Annotated in this window: 17 protein-coding genes; 16 read left to right on the forward strand and 1 reads right to left on the reverse strand. The window is 66.5% G+C overall.

Features of this window, described 5'->3' with window-relative positions; all coding sequences use genetic code 11:
• The first annotated feature begins 69 nt into the window (after positions 1 to 69).
• Genes ATE70_RS00450 through ftsA form a run of 15 tightly spaced genes read left to right on the forward strand, consistent with a single transcriptional unit; the run spans position 70 to position 16,883 of the window.
• A complete protein-coding gene (locus ATE70_RS00450; protein WP_058536007.1) occupies positions 70 to 570 on the forward strand; it encodes a division/cell wall cluster transcriptional repressor MraZ in 501 nt (166 codons plus the stop codon).
• Positions 567 to 1,550, forward strand: a complete 984-nt coding sequence (gene rsmH, locus ATE70_RS00455) for a 16S rRNA (cytosine(1402)-N(4))-methyltransferase RsmH (protein WP_058536008.1) — start codon at positions 567 to 569, stop codon at positions 1,548 to 1,550. The genes ATE70_RS00450 and rsmH overlap by 4 nt, the downstream gene beginning before the upstream one ends.
• Positions 1,544 to 2,158, forward strand: coding sequence for a hypothetical protein (locus ATE70_RS00460; protein ID WP_058536009.1), 615 nt, complete (start codon positions 1,544 to 1,546; stop codon positions 2,156 to 2,158). The genes rsmH and ATE70_RS00460 overlap by 7 nt, the downstream gene beginning before the upstream one ends.
• Positions 2,155 to 3,843 carry a peptidoglycan D,D-transpeptidase FtsI family protein gene (locus ATE70_RS00465; RefSeq protein ID WP_058536010.1) on the forward strand — a complete coding sequence of 563 codons (1,689 nt, stop codon included), beginning with the start codon at positions 2,155 to 2,157 and terminating at the stop codon, positions 3,841 to 3,843. Before ATE70_RS00460 ends, ATE70_RS00465 begins: the two co-directional genes overlap by 4 nt.
• The gene (locus tag ATE70_RS00470) at positions 3,843 to 5,282 is read left to right on the forward strand and encodes a UDP-N-acetylmuramoyl-L-alanyl-D-glutamate--2,6-diaminopimelate ligase (RefSeq protein ID WP_058536011.1); all 1,440 of its coding nucleotides are present in this window, start codon (positions 3,843 to 3,845) and stop codon (positions 5,280 to 5,282) included. The genes ATE70_RS00465 and ATE70_RS00470 overlap by 1 nt, the downstream gene beginning before the upstream one ends.
• Positions 5,279 to 6,655, forward strand: coding sequence for a UDP-N-acetylmuramoyl-tripeptide--D-alanyl-D-alanine ligase (locus ATE70_RS00475; protein WP_058536012.1), 1,377 nt, complete (start codon positions 5,279 to 5,281; stop codon positions 6,653 to 6,655). The genes ATE70_RS00470 and ATE70_RS00475 overlap by 4 nt, the downstream gene beginning before the upstream one ends.
• The gene (gene mraY / locus ATE70_RS00480) at positions 6,655 to 7,725 is read left to right on the forward strand and encodes a phospho-N-acetylmuramoyl-pentapeptide-transferase (RefSeq protein ID WP_058536013.1); all 1,071 of its coding nucleotides are present in this window, start codon (positions 6,655 to 6,657) and stop codon (positions 7,723 to 7,725) included. The genes ATE70_RS00475 and mraY overlap by 1 nt, the downstream gene beginning before the upstream one ends.
• Complete coding sequence (murD, locus tag ATE70_RS00485) at positions 7,722 to 9,026, forward strand: UDP-N-acetylmuramoyl-L-alanine--D-glutamate ligase (RefSeq protein WP_058536014.1); 1,305 nt, start codon at positions 7,722 to 7,724, stop codon at positions 9,024 to 9,026. Before mraY ends, murD begins: the two co-directional genes overlap by 4 nt.
• Positions 9,023 to 10,258: an FtsW/RodA/SpoVE family cell cycle protein gene (locus ATE70_RS00490; protein WP_197411343.1), complete on the forward strand. Its 1,236-nt coding sequence runs from the start codon at positions 9,023 to 9,025 to the stop codon at positions 10,256 to 10,258. Before murD ends, ATE70_RS00490 begins: the two co-directional genes overlap by 4 nt.
• Positions 10,255 to 11,439: an undecaprenyldiphospho-muramoylpentapeptide beta-N-acetylglucosaminyltransferase gene (gene murG, locus ATE70_RS00495; protein ID WP_058536015.1), complete on the forward strand. Its 1,185-nt coding sequence runs from the start codon at positions 10,255 to 10,257 to the stop codon at positions 11,437 to 11,439. The genes ATE70_RS00490 and murG overlap by 4 nt, the downstream gene beginning before the upstream one ends.
• Complete coding sequence (murC, locus tag ATE70_RS00500; protein ID WP_058536016.1) at positions 11,439 to 12,869, forward strand: UDP-N-acetylmuramate--L-alanine ligase; 1,431 nt, start codon at positions 11,439 to 11,441, stop codon at positions 12,867 to 12,869. Before murG ends, murC begins: the two co-directional genes overlap by 1 nt.
• Complete coding sequence (gene murB, locus ATE70_RS00505) at positions 12,866 to 13,765, forward strand: UDP-N-acetylmuramate dehydrogenase (RefSeq protein ID WP_058536017.1); 900 nt, start codon at positions 12,866 to 12,868, stop codon at positions 13,763 to 13,765. The genes murC and murB overlap by 4 nt, the downstream gene beginning before the upstream one ends.
• The gene (locus ATE70_RS00510; protein WP_058536018.1) at positions 13,762 to 14,688 is read left to right on the forward strand and encodes a D-alanine--D-alanine ligase; all 927 of its coding nucleotides are present in this window, start codon (positions 13,762 to 13,764) and stop codon (positions 14,686 to 14,688) included. Before murB ends, ATE70_RS00510 begins: the two co-directional genes overlap by 4 nt.
• Positions 14,685 to 15,623, forward strand: a complete 939-nt coding sequence (locus ATE70_RS00515; RefSeq protein ID WP_058536019.1) for a cell division protein FtsQ/DivIB — start codon at positions 14,685 to 14,687, stop codon at positions 15,621 to 15,623. Before ATE70_RS00510 ends, ATE70_RS00515 begins: the two co-directional genes overlap by 4 nt.
• 3 nt (positions 15,624 to 15,626) lie before the next feature.
• Positions 15,627 to 16,883, forward strand: a complete 1,257-nt coding sequence (gene ftsA / locus ATE70_RS00520; RefSeq protein ID WP_058536020.1) for a cell division protein FtsA — start codon at positions 15,627 to 15,629, stop codon at positions 16,881 to 16,883.
• A gap of 9 nt (positions 16,884 to 16,892) precedes the next feature.
• On the opposite strand, the gene ATE70_RS25055 is transcribed toward ftsA, so the two are convergent.
• On the reverse strand, positions 16,893 to 17,192 hold the full coding sequence (locus ATE70_RS25055) for a hypothetical protein (RefSeq protein WP_156420149.1): 300 nt from the start codon (positions 17,190 to 17,192) through the stop codon (positions 16,893 to 16,895).
• 110 nt (positions 17,193 to 17,302) lie between these two features.
• Here ATE70_RS25055 and ftsZ point away from each other — a divergent pair, with 110 nt between their 5' ends.
• Complete coding sequence (gene ftsZ / locus ATE70_RS00525) at positions 17,303 to 18,763, forward strand: cell division protein FtsZ (RefSeq protein WP_058536021.1); 1,461 nt, start codon at positions 17,303 to 17,305, stop codon at positions 18,761 to 18,763.
• Positions 18,764 to 18,794 lie beyond the last annotated feature (31 nt).

Consider the following 18,794-nt stretch of genomic DNA (forward strand, 5'->3'; position numbering starts at 1 on the left):
CCAGCTGGAATCATGCGATTTCGGAGACGGGGAAGTTTTGCCCGGTGGCGCGATACGGGGGGCAGAGCGATGGCGATTGTGACGCCCGGCCAGTATGCGGGCACCAGCTTTGCCGCGATCGATGGCAAGGGGCGCATCGCCGTCCCCTCACAATTCCGCAACAATGTGCCCCTCATTGCGGACGGCCAGCGCGTGCTTTGGGTCGGTTTCCACGAAAAGCTGCCCTGCCTCGTCGCCTATGGCCAGGATCAATATGACCGGCTGAACGGCGAGATCGAACGCGACCGCGAAACCGCGCGGCTGCGCAACCTCGACTTCGACGAAGATGCCGAGTTCAAGAAGCGCTTCAGCTACACCGAGCCATACACGCTCGACGACAGCGGTCGCTTCCTTCCCAGCTTTATCCACCGCGACCGCGTCGGCGATGCCGGCGCGACGGCTTTTGTGGGCTCGGGTCGCCGCCTCGAAATCTGGTGGTTGCCGGCCTTGGCCGAATGCGCCGAGGCGGACCCGGTGTTGCAGCGCCTCGCCGCTTCATGGGACGCGACCAAAGGGAAGGGGCGCAAGTGACCGACCTTCCCCCCGAACTCCCTCGGGACCCCCGCCACGATCCGGTCCTCCGTGAAGAAGTCCTCGCCGCACTTGCCATCGCCCCGGGCGAGCGCCACGTCGACGCGACCTTCGGCGCCGGCGGCTACACGCGTGCGATGCTCGTTGCGGGCGCCGACGTCATCGCCTGCGACCGCGACCCTGACGCGATTGCCGACGGGCAGGCGCTCGTCGAGGAAGCCGGCGGCAAGCTGACTTTGATCCACGGCCGCTTCGGCGAGATCGACCGGCTGCTTGCCGAACGCGGGATCGACGCGGTCGACGGCATCACGTTCGACATCGGCGTGTCGTCGATGCAGCTCGACCAGGGTGAGCGCGGCTTTTCGTTCCAGAAGGACGGCCCGCTCGACATGCGCATGGCGCAGGAGGGCGAAAGCGCCGCCGACTGGCTGAACAGCGCCGACGAGCATGTCATCGCCGACGTGCTCTTCCATTATGGCGACGAACGCCAGTCGCGCCGCGTCGCGCGCGCGATCGTCGCGGCGCGTCCGCTCACCCGCACCGGCGAGCTGGCGACGGTGATCCGCAAGGCGCTGCGCCATCCGCCCGGCGCGCCCAAGGATCCCTCGACCAAGAGCTTTCAGGCGATCCGCATCCATGTGAACGGCGAGCTCGACGAGCTGATCGCGGGCCTCAACGCCGCCGAGCGCCTGCTGCGTCCCGGCGGACGGCTCGCCGTCGTCAGCTTCCACAGCACCGAGGACCGCATTGTGAAGAACTTCCTGCGCGAACGTAGCGGTGGCGATGCCGCGGGTTCGCGCCACCGGCCCGCGCCGCTCCCTCTGGCGCGGGCCGCAACTTTCGAAACCCCGGCGCGCAAGGTGCGCCCGGGCAAGGCCGAAGAGGCGCGCAACCCGCGCGCGCGTTCGGCGACGCTGCGCAGTGCGATCCGGACATCCGCTCCGGCCCATTCGACGATCAAGGAGGCGATGTCATGCTGATGGCGGCCCGCAAGCTCCAGGGGATCGGCCTGGTCCTGCTCGTGCTCATCTTCGCGATGATGCTCTATCCCGTGTCGCTCAAAGTCGCGGCGACGCGCAGCGAACTGACGCGCATCGAAAAGCAGATCGACCGCACGCGCGACAACATCCGCTACCTCGAGTCCGAACTCGCGGTGCGCGCCTCGATGCGCCAGCTCGAACAGTGGAACGCCGACACCTTTGGCTATTCGGCACCCGATGCGGGGCAATATCTGGCGAGCGAGCGCCAGCTTGCGTCGCTCGACCGCCTGCCGCGCGCCCGCGGCGCCAACGAGGTCGCGCCGGTACTGATGGCGATGGTGTCGCCCGTCGGCACGCCCGCCGTCAGTGCGCCGAAAGAAAGCCCGGTCGCCGGCAAGATCACCGCCGTGAAGCCCGTCACTGCCAAGCCCGTCGTGCTCGCACAGGCCGACACCGCCATCCGCAGCGACGTGACGCCGCGGATGGCGCCGACGCGCCGCCGCGAACAATTGAAGATGATCGAGGACCAGTTGCTCGCCGAATCGACACTCGCCGATCTCAAGCGTGCCGCGGCGGTCGAAGCGGCAGGAGGCAAGTCCGGCCGATGAACACGCTGGTCGTCCGTCCAACGAGGGTCCGAACCGCCGGAGTGCGGCAGCAGATATTGCTGACCGCGCAACAGCGTTTGATGATCCTGATGCTGCTGTTCATGGCGGCATTTTTCGTTGTGTCGGTGCGGCTGCTCTATTTCGCGCTGTTCGATACCTCGTCGAGCGCCCACGCGGCGACCGCCTTCGTTCCGGCGCGCGCCGACATCGTCGACCGCAACGGCGTGCCGCTTGCACGCACGATCGACGGCTATTCGATCCGCGTCGTCCCGTCGAAGCTGCTCAACAACCGGCAATATCTCGCCGACGAGCTCCACAAGATTTTCCCCGATATGCCGCGCGAGGAATTGCTCGCAAAGGTTAGCGGCTCGCGCCCGACCTATATTCGCCGCCGCGCGCTGCCGGACCAGGTGGCGGCGGTGAATGCGATCGGCGACGTCGGCTTCGACTTCCCGCGCGAAAAGGAACGCCTCTATCCTCAGTTGACGCTCGCCGCACATGTGCTCGGCTTCACCAATGCCGAGGGGCACGGCGTCACCGGCGTCGAGGGCGCGTTCGACCAGCGGCTGATCGACAAGGCGACGCGCGGCCAGCCGCTCGCGCTGTCGATCGACGCGCGCGTGCAGGGCGTGCTCGAAAGCGAGCTGAGCTCGGCGGTGGCGAACCTCGAGGCGATTGGCGGCGCGGGGATCATCCTCGACGTCCACACGGGCGAAGTCGCCGCGATGACCTCGCTGCCGACCTTCAACCCGAACAAGCTGACCGGCAGCGACCCGGCGACGCGCCGCAACGCGGTGACCTATAATCTCTACGAGCTCGGTTCGACCTTCAAGCCGCTGTCGATTGCGGCCGCGATCGACGACGGCACGATCACTAGTATGGCACGCCGCTACGACGCGTCGGCGCCGTTGCCGATCGCAGGTTTCCGCATCCGCGACAGCCATCCCGGCCGCTGGTACAATGTGCCCGAGACGCTGATCGAGAGCTCGAACATCGCCACCGCGCGTATCGCCGACGAACTCGGGCGCGAAAATCTGGAACGGCTCTTCCGCAACCTCGATTTCGACAAGCGCCCGCAGATCGACCTCAAGGAACGGGCTTTCCCGCTGTGGCCGAAGGACTGGGGCCGCGTGACCACGATGACGACCAGCTATGGCCACGGCATCGCGGTGACCCCGATGCATCTCGCGAGCGCCTATGCCGCGCTCGTCAACGGCGGCATCTATCGCCCCGCGACGCTGATGAAGCTCGGCGACAAGGCGCCGCCGCAGGGCCGCCGCGTGTTCAAGGCGGCGACCAGCGCGCGGATGCGCCAGCTCCTCCGCCTCATCGTTTCCGACGGCACCGGCAAGCAGGCGAACGCGCCGGGCTTTCGTGTCGGGGGCAAGACCGGTTCGGCAGAAAAGCCGGGCGCGGGCGGCTATCGTCGCCATTCGCTCGTCTCGACCTTCTCGGCGGCTTTCCCGATGGACAATCCGCGCTATGTGGTGATCGTGATGATCGACGAGCCGAAGGGTAACGCGTATAGTTCGGGACAGCGCACCGCAGGCTGGACCGCAGCGCCCGTGGTGCGCAAGGTCGTGACCCGCGCGGGGCCGATGCTGGGTGTCTTCCCCGACGAAAGCCGCGACGTCGATGTCTCCGAACTCATCCCCTTGCTGCGGAGAAACGAGGAAACGCACTGATGCGTCTCGCCGCGCTGCTCGAAGATCAGGCGCTGGGGGGCAGCGATCCCGTCGTTACGGGGCTTGCGATCGATCATCGCAAAGTCGCGCCGGGGACGATTTTCGGCGCCTTCGTCGGTGAAAAATTCAACGGCGAGGATTTCATTGCCGCCGCGGTCGAAGCGGGCGCGGTCGCGATCGTTGCGCGTCCCGAAGCGCGGGTCGTGGGCGCGGTGCATATCGCCGACGCCAACCCGCGCCGCGCCTTCGCGCATATCGCGGCGCGCTTCTTTCACCGCTTTCCCGCGACCTGCGTCGCGGTGACGGGCACGAACGGCAAGACCTCGACCGTCGAAATGACGCGCCAGCTGTGGCGGATGGCCGGGTTCAACGCCGCGTCGATCGGCACGCTGGGCATCACGACCTCGATGGACAGCGCATCGACGGGGCTCACGACGCCCGATATCGTCACCTTCCTTTCGAACATGTCGGGTCTCGCCGCCGAAGGCATCACCCACGCCGCCTTCGAAGCGTCGAGCCATGGGCTCGACCAGTATCGGACCGAAGGCCTGTCGGTGAAGGCGGCCGCCTTCACCAATCTCAGCCACGATCATCTCGACTATCACGGCACGATGGAGGCCTATCTCGCCGCCAAGATGCGGCTTTTTGACGAAGTGGTGGTGAAAGACGGCGCGGCGGTGATCTGGGCCGATGACGCCTATTCGGCCGAAGTGATCGATGCGGTGACCGCGCGCGGCGTCCGCCTGCTGACCGTCGGCACGAAGGGCGAAACGCTCCGCCTCGTTTCGCGCGAGCCGACCCAACTCGGCCAGTCGCTCGTCATCGCGGCGGGCGACCTCACCCAAAAGGTCGATCTGCCGTTGATCGGCGCCTATCAGGTCGCGAACGCGCTCGTATCCGCGGGACTCGTGATCGCGACCGGCGGTGACGCGGCGCAGACGCTGAACAATCTCGCGCGGCTCCAGCCCGTGCGCGGCCGCCTCGAACGCGCGGCGATCACGCGGACCGGCGCGCCCGTCTATGTCGATTATGCGCATACGCCCGACGCGATCGAAGCCGCGCTCGACGCGCTGCGCCCGCACGCGACCGGCCGCCTGATCCTCGTTTTCGGCGCCGGCGGCGACCGTGACCAGGCGAAGCGCCCCGAAATGGGCAAGACCGCCGCAGCCAACGCCGACGTGCTGATCATCACCGACGACAATCCGCGCGGCGAAGACCCCGCCATCATTCGGGGCGCAATCGCTGCCGCTGCACCCGCAGCGCTGGTCATCGGCGACCGCCGCGCCGCGATTGCCGCCGCCATCGCCGAAGCGCGCACCGACGACATCGTCTGCATCGCGGGCAAAGGTCACGAACAGGGCCAGATCGTCGGCCGCGGCGATGACATGCGGGTCATTCCCTTCGACGATGTGACCGTTGCGCGCGAGGAGGCGGCATGAACCCGCTCTGGACCGCGCGCGCCATCGCAGCCGCCACCGGCGGCGAAGCGAGCGCCGACTTCACCGTGCAGGGCGTCGCCTTTGACTCGCGCGAGGTGACGAAGGGCGACCTCTTCGTCGCGATGAAAGGTGAGGCGACCGACGGCCACAAGTTCATCGACAAGGCGATCGCGGCGGGCGCCGCGGGCATCGTCTGCGAAACCGTGATCGATCACCCACACGTTCGCGTCGCCGACAGCGCCGAGGCGCTGAATGCGCTCGGCATCGCGTCGCGCGGGCGCAGCCATGGCCGGATCATCGGTGTCACCGGCTCGGCGGGCAAGACGGGGACGAAGGAAGCGCTGTTCGCTGCGCTCGACCGCTTTCGTCCGGGCAAGGCGCACCGCTCGGTCAAAAGCTACAACAACCATGTCGGCGTGCCATTGAGCCTCGCGCGCATGCCCTCGACCGCCGATTTCGGTGTGTTCGAAATGGGGATGAACCATGCGGGCGAGCTTGCCGAATTGACGCGCATGGTGCGCCCGCACGTCGCGATCGTCACCACCATCGCCCCCGCGCATATGGAATATTTCGGCAGCGAAGAGGCGATCGCCGACGCGAAGGGTGAGATTTTCGAAGGACTAGAACCCGGCGGCACCGCGATCGTCCCGTTCGACAGTCCGCATTATGCAAGGCTGCGCGCCAAGGCGGAACAGCACGCGGCGCACGTCGTCAGCTTCGGTCTGAACGAAGGGGCCGACGTCCGCGCGGTCGACTGGCTTTCGGACGGGCGGGGCGGCTCACTCGTCACCGCGCAGGTCCAGGATTCGCTCCTCTGCTTCACCATCGCGCAGGCCGGCGCGCATTGGGTCGCCAATTCGCTCGCCGTGCTTGCAGCGGTCAAGGCGGTCGGCGGCGACCTTCCCGCAGCGGGCCTTGCCTTTGCCGAGATGGGCGGCCTCACCGGTCGCGGCGCGCGCCACCGCGTCGCAGTGCCGGGCGGCCATATCCTCGTCATCGACGAAAGCTATAACGCCAACCCGGCCTCGATGGCCGCGACGGTCAACCAGTTCGGCACCGAATCCGCCGACCGCAAGATCGCGATTCTCGGCGCGATGAAGGAGCTCGGGCCGGGCGGGGAGGCGTATCACGCCGATCTCGCGGCTCCGCTCGTCGCGGCGGGAGTGCAATTCGCCCTGCTAGTCGGCGAAGAGATGGCGCCGCTCGCCAAAGCGCTTGAGGGACGCATCGATTTCGAGCATGTGCCCGCCCACTCGGCCGCGGTAGGGCGGCTGAAGGACCTGATCCGTCCGGGCGACGCCGTGCTGGTCAAGGGGTCGAATAGCGTCGGGCTGTCGCATGTCGTGACGGCGCTGACCAACGGGGATTATTGATGCTTTATTGGCTGGCGGAATGGCTTGGCTTTCCGGGGGCTCTCAACCTCATTCGCTATCTGAGCTTCCGCTCGGGGGCCGCGGTCGCGACCGCAATGATCCTCGGGCTGTGGATCGGTCCGCGCTTCATCCTGATGCTGCGGATGCGGCAGGGCAAGGGGCAGCCGATCCGTGACGACGGCCCGCAGAGCCACCTCGCCAAAAAGGGCACGCCGACGATGGGCGGGCTGATGATCCTCATTTCGCTGATGATCTCCGCGCTTTTGTGGATGGACCTTTCGAACCGTTTCGTCTGGGCTTGTTTGTTCGTCACCGCGGGTTTCGCGGTCGTCGGCTTTCTCGACGATTTCGACAAGGTAACCAAGGCCAGCCATCGCGGGATTCCGGGTCGGGTGCGGCTGCTGATCGAATTCGCCATCGCCGCGGTCGCGGTGCTGCTGATCGTCTCGCGCACCGGCACCGACCTGTATCTGCCCTTCTTCAGCGGAATCGTCATCCCGCTCGGGCCGCTCTATTATGTCTTTGCGATGATATTGATCGTCGGTTTCGGCAATGCGGTGAACTTGACCGACGGGCTCGACGGCCTCGCGACCTTTCCCGTGATCATCGCCAGCCTGACCTTCCTCGTCATCGTTTACCTCTCGGGCAACGTGAAGTTCGCGGGCTATCTCGGCATTCCGCACGTCCCCGGGGCGGGCGAACTGGCGGTCTTTGCCGCGGCGATCATCGGCGCCTGCCTTGCCTTCCTGTGGTTCAACGCGCCCCCCGCGGCGGTGTTCATGGGCGATACCGGCAGCCTCGCGCTCGGCGGCGCGCTCGCGACGATCGCAGTGACCGCGCAGCACGAGCTTGTCCTCGTCCTCGTCGGCGGGCTGTTCGTGGTCGAGGCGCTGTCGGTGATCATCCAGGTCTTCTGGTACAAAAGGACGGGCAAGCGCGTCTTCCGCATGGCGCCGATCCATCATCATTTCGAACAATTGGGGTGGCCCGAATCTACCGTCGTTATCCGTTTCTGGATCGTCTCGATCGTCCTCGCGCTCGCGGGACTCGCGACCTTGAAACTCCGGTGATCTCCTCGCGCGCCTTTGCCGGCCGCCGCTATGCGGTGCTGGGACTGGCGCGCTCGGGTCTGGCGACCGTCGAGGCGCTCGTCGCCAGCGGCGCGGGTGTGACCGCGTGGGACGACCGCGAGGAAGCGCGCGACGATGCGATGGCCTTGGGGGCCGATATCGGCAATCCGCTCGAGATCGACCTGATCGGCTTTGCCGGTGTCGTCGTGTCGCCCGGCGTGCCGCTCAACCGCCACCCGATCACCGCGCACGCGCGTGAGGCGCATGTCCCCGTGATCGGCGACATCGAGCTTTTTGCCGAGGCGCGTGACGAACTGCCTGCGCACAAGGTCGTCGGCATCACCGGCACCAACGGTAAGTCGACTGTCACCGCGCTGATCCAGCATATGCTCGAAAGCGCCGGGGTGCCCTCGCTGATGGGCGGCAATATCGGCCTGCCGATCCTGAGCCGCGACCCGCTTGCCGAGGGCGGGGTCTACGTCCTCGAACTGTCGAGTTACCAGATCGACCTGTCGCACAGCCTCGCGTGCGACATCGCGGTGCTCACCAACCTCAGCCCCGATCATCTCGACCGCTACGACGGCTTCGCGGGCTATACGGCGTCGAAGGCGCGGCTCTTCGGCCTCCAGCACCGCGATCAGGTCGCGATCGTCGCGGTCGACGACGATCCGTCGAAGATGATCGCAAGCCGGATCAATCACCGCCTCCATCGCGTGTCGGCAAAGGATGTCGACCCGGTCGACCAGGCGCGCTGGCCCGCATTGCAGGGTCCGCATAACGCTCAGAACGCCGTGTGCGCGATCGCGGTATGCCGCGTGCTGGGGATGAACGACGAACAGATCGAACGCGGCCTCGCGACCTACAAGTCGCTGCCGCATCGTATGGAATTGGTCGGCGAAGTCGGGGGGGTCAGCTGGTTCAATGACAGCAAGGCTACCAATGCGGCTTCCGCTGCACCGGCGCTGGCGGCTTTCCCGCCAGCGCCGGACCAGCGTTTGCACTGGATTGCGGGCGGCAAGGCCAAGGGCGACGGGCTCGCGGCGTGCCGTCCCTGGTTCGGTCACGTCAAACGCGCCTATCTGATCGGCGAGGCGATGGAGCCATTCGCAGCCGAAATCGGCGATGCGCTGCCCGTCGACCTGTCGGGCGATATGGCGACCGCAGTCGCCCACGCGGCGGCGGCGGCAAAGCCGGGCGATATCGTTCTGCTCTCGCCGGCGTGCGCGTCGTTCGACCAGTTCAAGGATTATGAGCAGCGCGGCGATGCGTTTCGCGCCGCCGTTCAGGCGCTCGGGGCATGAGCGGGGGGGACAATATGGAGAGCGCGACCGAAAGGCCGGTGATCGCCGCCACGCGCACCACGAAACGCCGCGGCCCGCGCCTCAGCCGCGCCGACCGCACGCCGCTCGGCCTGTGGTTCTGGGAAATCGACCGCGTGCTGTTGTTGCTCGTGTCGATCCTCGTCGCGGTCGGGCTCGTCGCCGTGGCCGCGGCTTCGCCCGTCGCGGCGCAGAAATTGTCGACCTCGACCGCGTCGCTCGACCCGCTCTATTATTTCTATCGCCAGCTGATGTGGGTGATCGTCGGCGTGCCGGTGATGTTGATGGTGTCGATGCTGCCCAAGCCGCAGGCGCGGCGCTTCGCCATCTATGGCACCATCGCCTTCCTCATCCTCCTCTTCCTCGTGCCGCTGGTCGGCACGTCGGTCAACGGCGCGCAGCGGTGGATCGGCAGCGGCGTGTTCCGCCTTCAGCCGTCGGAATTCCTCAAACCCTTCTTTGCGGTGTCGCTCGCGTGGGTGCTGTCGCTGCGGCTGCACGACCAGAGCCTGCCCGTCGTGCCGCTCGCGCTCGCGCTCACCGGCGTCATCGCGCTGCTCCTGATGGGCCAGCCCGACCTCGGGCAGACGGTCATTTTCGTCGCGACCTGGCTGGTGCTGGTTATGGTCGCGGGGCTGTCGATGCGTATCTTGGCCGGTTTGGCGGGAGCGGGAGTGGTCGGCCTCGTGCTCGCCTATTTCTTCTACCCGGTCGCGCAGCAGCGCATCAACATCTGGCTGTTTGCCGAGGGGGACAGCTTCCAGGTCGACAAGGCGCATGCGACCCTGACCGCCGGCGGCCTCATCGGCACCGGCCCCGGCGCGGGTCTTGCCAAGTTCCAGCTGCCCGAAGCGCACACCGATTATATCTTCTCGGTCATCGGCGAGGAGTTCGGGATGATCGCGTGCATCGCGATCGCGGTGCTCTATCTCGCGATCATCGTGCGCGTCCTCGTCCGCCTGCTCGACGAGGAGGACAGCTTCCTGATCCTCGCGGTCGCGGGCCTGATTGCGCAATTCGGCGGGCAGGCGGTGATCAACATGGCGGTGAACACGCAAATCTTCCCGTCGAAGGGGATGACCTTGCCGTTCATCAGCTATGGCGGCTCGTCCTTCATCGCTTTGTCGATCGGCATGGGTTTGCTCTTGTCGCTGACCCGCCGAAACCCCTATGCGGCACGGGTGTCGATGACCCGAAACTGGAACAAGAAATGACCGCAACACGCCACTTCCTTCTCGCCGCCGGCGGGACGGGAGGACATATGCTGCCCGCCTACGCCCTCGCGGGCGAACTGATTTCGCGCGGCCATCGCGTTGCGCTGGTCAGCGACGACCGCGGGCTGAAGATTCCGGGCGCCCCTGCCGAGATGGAAACGCATGTGCTTCCTGCCGGCCGCGTGTCGGGCGGCCCCGTCGGCTGGCTCAAGGCCGCGCTCGCGATCCGCAAGGGCCGCCGCATGGCGATCGACCTGATCGACGCGTTCGACCCCGCTGTGGTTGTCGGCTTCGGTGGCTATCCCTCGCTCCCCAGCCTGCTCGCCGCCGGCGCGACGAAGCGGCCACGCGTGCTCCACGAACAAAATGCCGTGCTCGGCCGCGTCAACCGGATGATGGCGCCGCGCGTCGATGCGGTGGCGGTCGCGTACCACAATATCCAGCGCTATCCCGAGGGGCATGAGCTGAAGAAACATATCACCGGCAACCCGGTGCGCGACGAGATCATCGCGATCCGTGAAGAGGGTTTCCCGCCGCTGCCCGAGGATGGCATCTTTCGCCTGCTCGTCGTCGGGGGAAGTCTGGGCGCAACGGTGCTCAGCGAAGTCGTGCCCGCGGCGATCGCGATGCTGCCACGCGCGCTACTCGACCGGTTGCAGGTCGTCCAGCAGTGCCGCGAGGACGATATCGAAGCGGTGCGCGCCAAATATGCCGAGCTGGGCGTTGCGGCGGAATGCGCTTCCTACATCAAGGATTTCCCCGAGCGGCTGCGCTGGGCGCATATGGTGATCGCGCGCGCGGGCGCCTCGACCGTCGCCGAACTCGCCTGCGCCGGCCGTCCGGCGATCTTCGTGCCCTATCCGCACGCGATGGACGACCACCAGACCTATAATGTCGTCGACCTCGTCGAAGCGGGCGGGGCGATCGCGTTTCAGCAGCCCGATTTCACGCCGGCCGAGGTCGCCAAGCATATCCAGCGCATGGCGCTCGAACCCGGCGCGCTCGAAGCGGCGGCCGAGCGCGCGGCGAGCTGCGGGCTTCCCGATGCGACGCGCGACCTTGCCGATCTCGTCGAATCGCTCGTCGCGCCGCCGATGATGGACGTGATCCGCGTCGGGGCGTCCTCGGGCCAGCGTGCGGCCGCAACCGGCATGGCCTCGGCCCGCACGGGAGATAAATGATGCGCGGCGTTGCGACCGACATCGGCACCATCCACTTCATCGGCATCGGCGGTATCGGCATGTCGGGCATCGCCGAGGTGATGCACAATCTTGGCTATCAGGTGCAGGGCAGCGACATCGCCGACGGCTATGTGATCGAAGGGCTGCGCAAGCGCGGCATCAAGGTCGCGATCGGGCACGAGGCATCGAACGTCGACGGCGTCGCGGTCGTCGTGACCTCGACCGCGGTCAAGCGCGGCAATCCCGAGGTCGAGGCCGCACTCGCCGGCCGCATCCCGCTCGTCCGCCGCGCCGAAATGCTCGCCGAACTGATGCGGCTGAAATCGACCGTCGCAATTGCCGGTACGCACGGCAAGACAACGACGACCAGCCTCGTCGCGGCGTTGCTCGACGCGGGCGGCATCGACCCGACCGTGATCAACGGCGGCATCATCAACAATTATGGCTCGAACGCGCGCCTTGGCGCGTCGGACTGGATGGTGGTCGAGGCCGACGAGAGCGACGGCAGCTTCCTGCGCCTCGACGGGACGATTGCGGTCGTCACCAACATCGATCCCGAGCACCTCGACCATTATGGCAGCTTCGATGCGATCAAGGATGCGTTCGTCGAGTTCATCGAAAATGTGCCTTTCTATGGTGCGGCGATGCTCTGTCTCGACCATCCCGAGGTGCAGGCAATCATCCCACGCATCCGCGACCGCCGGATCATTACCTATGGCTTTTCTGCCCAAGCGGATGTGCGCGGCACCAATGTGACGCCCGGCCCCGACGGCAACCGCTTCGACGTCGTCGTGCGCGACCGCGACGGCAACAGCCGGACGATCGAGGGCATTCATTTGCCGATGTCGGGGCGACACAATGTCCAGAACTCGCTCGCGGCCATCGCCGTCGCGCTGCACATGGGCGTTTCGGACGACAAGATCGTATCGGGCTTCCACGGCTTTGCCGGGGTCAAGCGCCGCTTCACCAAGGTCGGCGAGATCGCCGCAGGTGAGGGTGTTGTGACGGTGATCGACGATTACGCGCATCACCCGGTCGAAATCCGCGCTGTCCTCTCGGCTGCACGCGAGGGCGTCGGCGCGGGCCGCGTCGTGGGCGTCGTCCAGCCGCACCGCTTCACGCGCCTCCGCGATCATATGGACGATTTCCAGCAGGCGTTTAACGACGCCGATATCGTGCTCGCGCTGCCCGTCTATGCGGCAGGGGAAGCACCGATCGACGGCGTATCCTCGGATGCGCTGGTCGAAGGCCTGCGCGATCGCGGGCATCGTCAGGCAAATGTCGTCGCCGACGCTGGTGCGCTGGCCTCCGCGATCGCCGCGAGCATCGCCGCGGGCGATCTCGGCGCGGGCGACAAGATCATCTGCCTCGGCGCGGGCGATATCACCAAGATGGCGGCGGGTTTGGCAGCAGCGGTGGAGGCGGCATGAGCACCGTCGAAACCCTTCCAGCCGTGCGCGGTAAGCTGACGGCAAAGGCGTCGCTGGCGCCGCTCGTATGGTTCAAGTCGGGCGGCCCCGCCGACTGGCTATTCGAACCCAAGGACGCCAACGATCTCGCTGACTTCCTGCGCGACCTCGATCCCGCTGTTCCGGTGATGGCGCTTGGTCTCGGATCGAACCTCATCGTCCGCGACGGCGGCTTTCCAGGCGTCGTCATCCGGCTCGGCAAGGCGTTCGCGAAGGTCGAGGCGATCGACGCGACAACGCTCCGCTGCGGCGGTGGCGCGTCGGGCATCCTCGTTTCCTCGACCGCGCGCGATGCGGGCATTGCCGGCATGGAATTTCTTCGCTCGATCCCTGGCACCGTCGGTGGCTTCGTGCGCATGAACGGCGGCGCCTATGGCGGCGAGGTAAAGGACATCCTGATCGACTGCGACGTCGTGCTGCGTTCGGGTGAGCAGAAAACGCTGCCGCTCGCCGACCTCAGCTACACTTATCGCCACAGCGAATTGCCCGAGGGCGCGGTCGTCATCGGCGCGACCTTTCGCGGCCAGCCCGGCGAACCCGCCGCCATTCAGGCCGAAATGGACCGCATCTCGGCGAGCCGTGAGGCGTCGCAGCCGCTGCGCTCGAAAACCGGCGGCTCGACCTTCAAGAACCCCGACGGCCACAAGGCGTGGCAGCTCGTCGACGAGGCCGGCTGCCGCGGTTTTGCCGTCGGCGGGGCGCAAGTCAGCGAGAAACACACCAATTTCCTGATCAATACCGGCGATGCGACGAGCGCCGATATCGAAGCACTCGGCGAGGAAGTCCGCCGCCGCGTGAAGGACAAGAGCGGCATCGAATTGCAATGGGAGATTCAGCGCGTGGGAGTGGCGAAGTGAGCCGGGGTCCGTGGCATGTCGCCGTCCTGATGGGCGGCTGGTCGGCCGAGCGCGAAGTGTCGCTGATGAGCGGCAATGGCGTTGCCGACGCGCTCGAAAGCCGCGGCCATAAGGTCACGCGTATCGATATGGACCGCGACGTTGCATTGCGGCTCGCCGAGGCGAAGCCCGATGTCGTGTTCAATGCGCTCCACGGCGTTCCCGGTGAGGACGGCACCGTGCAGGGCATGCTCGACCTGATGGGCCTCAAATATACCCACAGCGGCCTCGTCACCTCGGTCATCGCGATCGACAAGGAATTGACGAAGCAGGCGCTGGTGCCGCATGGTATTCCCATGCCGACGGGGACGATGGTCGACAGCGAAAGCCTCTTTACAGTCGACCCCTTGCCGCGCCCCTATGTGCTGAAGCCCGTCAACGAAGGCTCGTCGGTCGGGGTCGCGATCGTCAAGGACGACAGCAACTATGGCAACCCGATCGCGCGTGAAGCCGTCGGCCCCTGGCAGGAATTCGACCGGCTGCTCGCCGAGCCGTTCATCAAGGGCCGCGAACTTACCGTCGCGGTGCTCGCCGATCAGGCGCTCGCGGTCACCGAACTGCGCGTCAAGTCGGGTTTCTACGATTATGACGCCAAATATACCGACGGCCTGACCGAACATGTCTGCCCCGCCGACGTCCCCGCCGATGTCGCGCAGCGGATGAAGGATCTGGCGCTGCAATCGCACCGCCTGCTCGGCTGCAAGGGCGCCTCACGCTCCGATTTTCGCTGGGACGACGAACATGGCCTCGCGGGCATCTTCCTGCTCGAGGTCAACACCCAGCCGGGGATGACGGCGCTGAGCCTCGTGCCCGAACAGGGGCGCGCCGTCGGCATGGATTATGCCGAACTCGTCGAACGCATCGTGGGGGAAGCGTTATCATGAGCAAGACACAGATCAAGCGCGGGAAGGCGCCGCCGCGCCGCCCGGCGCGCGCGCCGAAGAAGCGGCGGAAGGTACAGACCTCGCGCCTCAACGCGATCATCAACGCGCTGCCGATCAGCCCGCAGCGGCTGCAGAAGGTCGCGAACTGGACGATCGGGCTCAGCCTGTGTGCGGTGGTCGCGATCGGCGCGCATGCCACCGGCGTGACCGCAAAGATTCACGAGGAATATGCGCAGGCGGTCGGCCGCGCCGGCTTCCAGGTCAAGAAGGTCGAAGTCGTCGGCGCCGACCGCATCGACCGGCTGAAAGTTTATGACATCGCGCTCGCGCAGAAGGACCGCTCGATGGCCGCGGTCGACCTCGAGGATGTGCGCGGCGACCTGATGCGCTATGGCTGGATCAAGGATGCGCGCGTGTCGCGGCGTCTGCCCGACACGCTCGTCGTCGACATCGTCGAGCGCACCCCGGCGGCGATCTGGCAGCATAACAATCGCCTGTCGCTGATCGACGAAAAGGGCGTCGTACTCGAACCCGTCACCGTCGCGACGATGCCCGACCTGCCGCTCGTCATCGGGCCGAAAGCGAACCAGCGCTCGCAGGATCTCGACCGGCTGCTGACCGAGGCGAGCAGCCTCAAGGAATTGCTCGCGGGCGCGACGTGGGTCGGCAATCGCCGCTGGGACCTGCGTTTCCGCAGCGGCGAGACGCTGTCGCTTCCCGAAGGCGAGGCCGAGGCAAAGGCCGCGCTCGCCAAATTCGCGCATATGGATGGCGCCAACCGCTTGCTCGGTCGCGGCATCTTGCGCTTCGACATGCGCGATCCCGCGCGCTTCGTGCTGCGCCTGCCGCACGAAGGGCAGGTGGCGCCCGCAAAGCTCGACGATGCGCGCGCCGCGGTCGATGCGGTGGCCGAAGCCTCGGCGGAGAAGGGATAAGCCATGGCGCCGCCGCGCATTGAAAAGATCATCACCGCGCTCGATGTCGGGTCGTGGAAGGTCTGCGCGCTGATCGCGGGACAGACCGCCGACGGCCAGCTGCACGTGCTTGGCACCGGGCAGCGCGAAAGCCGCGGGGTCCAGCGCGGCTATGTCGCCGACATGGAACAGACCGAGCATATCGTACGCGAGGCGATCGAACAGGCCGAACGCATCGCGGGCCTCAACATCGACGATGTCTGGGTCAGCTTTTCGGCTGGCGGGCTTTTGAGCGATGTCGCGCCAATCGAAAGCGAACTCGGCGGCCACCGGATCGAGCAGGAAGATATCGACGACCTGCTCGCCGCGGGCCGCGCCGGCATCGACCCCGAAGGCCGCATGATCCTGCACGCGCAGCCCGCGCTCTACACGCTTGACGGGCTCAACGGCGTGAAGAACCCGATTGGCCTCCACGCCGACCGGCTGGGCGTCGATATTCATATCATCATGGCCGACGGCGCGCCGGTGCGGAACCTTGAGGCCGCGGTCCGTCAGGCGCATCTCGACGTCAACGCCGTCGTCGCCTCGCCGATCGCCGCAGGGCTCGCCTGCCTCTCGGATGAGGAACGCGACCTTGGCGTCGCGCTGGTCGAACTCGGCGCGGCGGTGACCACCGTGTCGCTCTATGCCGGCGGCATGCTCGTCGAGATGGCGTCGCTGCCCTTCGGTGCGAGCGACATCACCGACGACATCGCCTCGGCCTTTGGCATTCGCCGTAGCCAGGCGCAGCGGCTGCAGAGCTTCTACGGCTCGGCGTCGGCCAGCCCGCGCGATAATAACGAGATCATCGAGCTGGAGCCCGGCGCCCCGACGAACGGCGACTCCCCGCGCATAACGCGTGCGCAATTGGTGTCGGTCATCCGCCAGCGCCTCGACGCGATGATGGGCGAGATCGGCCGGACGTTAAAGGATCTGCATTTCGTCGGCCCGATCGGGCGTCAGGTGGTGCTTGTCGGCGGCGGCGCCGACCTGAAAGGCATCGCCGACTACACCCAGAGCGCGCTCGGGCGTGCTGCGCGCGTCGGGCGACCGCGCGGCTTGCACGGACTGCCCGATGCGCATAGTGGCCCCGCTTTCGCGACGCTCGCAGGTCTGGTTCTCTATGCCGCATCGGACCCCGTGGACCTCCGCGATCTGCCGATGATGGCGCAGGATGTGTACAAGCCCGCGGGCACGTCGATCCTGCATCGTCTTATGGCAGCACTGAAAAGCAGTTTTTGAATGGTGGGGTCAAAAATTGCCACTGGCACGTTCGAGGTTTGAAGCGATTTTGTTCAGGGCAAGGAAGCGAGATGCAGGCATATGAGTATATTCCAAGGCTCGCTGACGCAGCCATGGGCAAAATCGGTCAAATCCCGAAGGGACGTCGAAATGGCTTCGATCTCGTCTCCACGCGGCCTTGCGGATGGAATCACCATCCGCGGCGGCCACGCGAAGCCGATATCTTCGCCATTTCGACGCCTCGAACGCGCCAGTGGCAATTTTTGGCCCCGTCGCGACGAAAAGGTTAATTTTTTGGGTGATTCCCACGTCACAATAGTGCAATGCGGTAGTAGAAAACCGGGCGGACGGACTACCGCCCGGCTGGGTCGCAAGGTTGGGGAAGCGGCACCTGTCCGCCGCTGCAGGGAGACTTTTTGATGAGCATCAATATTGGCCCGCCGCAGGTCGACGAGCTGAAGCCGCGCATCGCGGTGATCGGCGTCGGCGGCGCGGGCGGCAATGCCATCGCAAACATGATCGCGGCACGCGTCGAGGGCGTCGATTTCATCGTCGCGAACACCGACGCGCAGGCGCTCAACGCCTCGCCGGCCGAACGGCGCATCCAGCTGGGGACGCAGATCACCCAGGGACTGGGCGCGGGTTCGCGGCCCGAGGTCGGCCGTGCGGCCGCCGAGGAAAGCATCGCGCAGGTCGAAGAGGCGCTGAACGGCGCGCATATGTGCTTCGTTGCCGCGGGCATGGGCGGCGGCACCGGCACCGGTGCGGCGCCCGTCATCGCCAAGGCGGCGCGCGACCGCGGCATCCTGACCGTCGGCGTCGTGACCAAGCCCTTCACCTTCGAAGGCCAGCGCCGCATGCGTTCGGCGGACTCGGGCATCGCCGAGCTGCAGGACCATGTCGACACGCTGATCGTCATCCCGAACCAGAATCTCTTCCTCGTCGCCAACCCGAACACGACCTTCAAAGAAGCCTTCACGATGGCGGATGAAGTGTTGCAGCAAGGCGTTCGCGGCATCACCGACCTGATGGTCATGCCCGGCCTGATCAACCTCGACTTCGCCGACGTGCGCAGCGTGATGCGCGAAATGGGCAAGGCGATGATGGGCACCGGCGAAGCCGAAGGCGACGGCCGTGCACTCGAAGCCGCGCAGAAAGCGATCGCAAACCCGCTGCTCGACGGCGTGTCGATGGCGGGCGCGAAGGGCGTCATCATCTCGATCACCGGCGGCGAGGACATGCGCCTGATGGAAGTCGACGAGGCCGCGAACCATATCCGCGAGCTGGTCGATCCCGACGCCAACATCATCTGGGGCAGCGCCTTTAACGATAACCTCGACGGCAAGATCCGCGTGTCGGTCGTCGCGACCGGAATCGACAGCAACGGCGAAGCGGCGGCGCAGGCATCGCCCGCGACGCGCAGCTTCTCCTTCGCGCCCGCGCGTGCGGCCGCCCCCGCTCCGGTGGCCGAAGAGACCGTCGCACCGGCGGTTCAGGAAGAAACCCTCGCCGAAACCGCGTCGGTGGAAGACAATGATCCGGCCCCCGGTTTTTCGCTGGGCGACACCGCTGAGCGCGATGCTCCGGCAGCCGCTGCCGAAGAGGAGCCGATGGAATTGTCGCAGGTCGCCGCGAGCTATGACGATACCGCCGACGAGCTCGTGCTCGACGCGCCCGAAGCGCCCGCCGAATATCGCTCGGCGCCTGCCGCGGATCCGACGCCGGCGGACGAAGCGCCCGCACGGTCGGTCGGTGGTGGAACCTTGTTCGAGCGCATGTCGCGCCTGTCGCGCGGGGCTTCGGCATCCGAAAGCGATGACGGCGGCAAGGAGGACGGAGTCGATATTCCGCGCTTCCTCGGGCGGCAGAACAACCAGTAACGGGGCTATCGAGGGGCCGCCCGCCGGGCAC

This window comes from Sphingopyxis sp. H053, assembly GCF_001468225.1.
Lineage (GTDB): Bacteria > Pseudomonadota > Alphaproteobacteria > Sphingomonadales > Sphingomonadaceae > Sphingopyxis.

Coding starts and splice junctions, on each gene's coding strand:
- ATE70_RS00450 (WP_058536007.1), top strand. CDS start 70: ATGGCGATTGTGACGCCCGGCCAGTATGCGGGCACCAGCTTTGCCGCG.
- ATE70_RS00460 (WP_058536009.1), top strand. CDS start 1,544: ATGCTGATGGCGGCCCGCAAGCTCCAGGGGATCGGCCTGGTCCTGCTC.
- ATE70_RS00465 (WP_058536010.1), top strand. CDS start 2,155: ATGAACACGCTGGTCGTCCGTCCAACGAGGGTCCGAACCGCCGGAGTG.
- ATE70_RS00470 (WP_058536011.1), top strand. CDS start 3,843: ATGCGTCTCGCCGCGCTGCTCGAAGATCAGGCGCTGGGGGGCAGCGAT.
- ATE70_RS00475 (WP_058536012.1), top strand. CDS start 5,279: ATGAACCCGCTCTGGACCGCGCGCGCCATCGCAGCCGCCACCGGCGGC.
- mraY (WP_058536013.1), top strand. CDS start 6,655: ATGCTTTATTGGCTGGCGGAATGGCTTGGCTTTCCGGGGGCTCTCAAC.
- ATE70_RS00490 (WP_197411343.1), top strand. CDS start 9,023: ATGAGCGGGGGGGACAATATGGAGAGCGCGACCGAAAGGCCGGTGATC.
- murG (WP_058536015.1), top strand. CDS start 10,255: ATGACCGCAACACGCCACTTCCTTCTCGCCGCCGGCGGGACGGGAGGA.
- murC (WP_058536016.1), top strand. CDS start 11,439: ATGCGCGGCGTTGCGACCGACATCGGCACCATCCACTTCATCGGCATC.
- murB (WP_058536017.1), top strand. CDS start 12,866: ATGAGCACCGTCGAAACCCTTCCAGCCGTGCGCGGTAAGCTGACGGCA.
- ATE70_RS00515 (WP_058536019.1), top strand. CDS start 14,685: ATGAGCAAGACACAGATCAAGCGCGGGAAGGCGCCGCCGCGCCGCCCG.
- ftsA (WP_058536020.1), top strand. CDS start 15,627: ATGGCGCCGCCGCGCATTGAAAAGATCATCACCGCGCTCGATGTCGGG.
- ftsZ (WP_058536021.1), top strand. CDS start 17,303: ATGAGCATCAATATTGGCCCGCCGCAGGTCGACGAGCTGAAGCCGCGC.